Source organism: Extibacter sp. GGCC_0201 (assembly GCF_017566055.1).
GTDB lineage: Bacteria > Bacillota > Clostridia > Lachnospirales > Lachnospiraceae > Extibacter.
Genome location: NZ_JABFCH010000200.1, coordinates 1 through 219, shown reverse-complemented (window position 1 = coordinate 219; position 219 = coordinate 1). Strand labels below are relative to the sequence as shown.

Annotated in this window: 1 pseudogene; it reads right to left on the bottom strand. The window is 43.8% G+C overall.

Annotated features, from left to right (window positions below):
* A pseudogene (locus HJV72_RS19250) lies at positions 1–219 on the bottom strand (ATP phosphoribosyltransferase); the annotation flags it as partial.

Sequence of the window (219 nt, the reverse complement as noted above, 5' to 3'; positions counted from 1 at the left end):
AGCAGCTCATATACGTCCTTGCGTTCTTCCAGCAGCACATCTTTACCAATGATCCCGATATCGGCAGCACCGTATTCTACATAGGTCGGCAAATCGACAGTTTTAGTAATTATAAAGCGCACCTTGCTATCCTCGTTACTGATAACAAGTTTGCGCGAATCTTCAGTTACGTTATCAGCACTATAGCCTACTTTAGCCAGCAGCTCTACTGATCTTTGA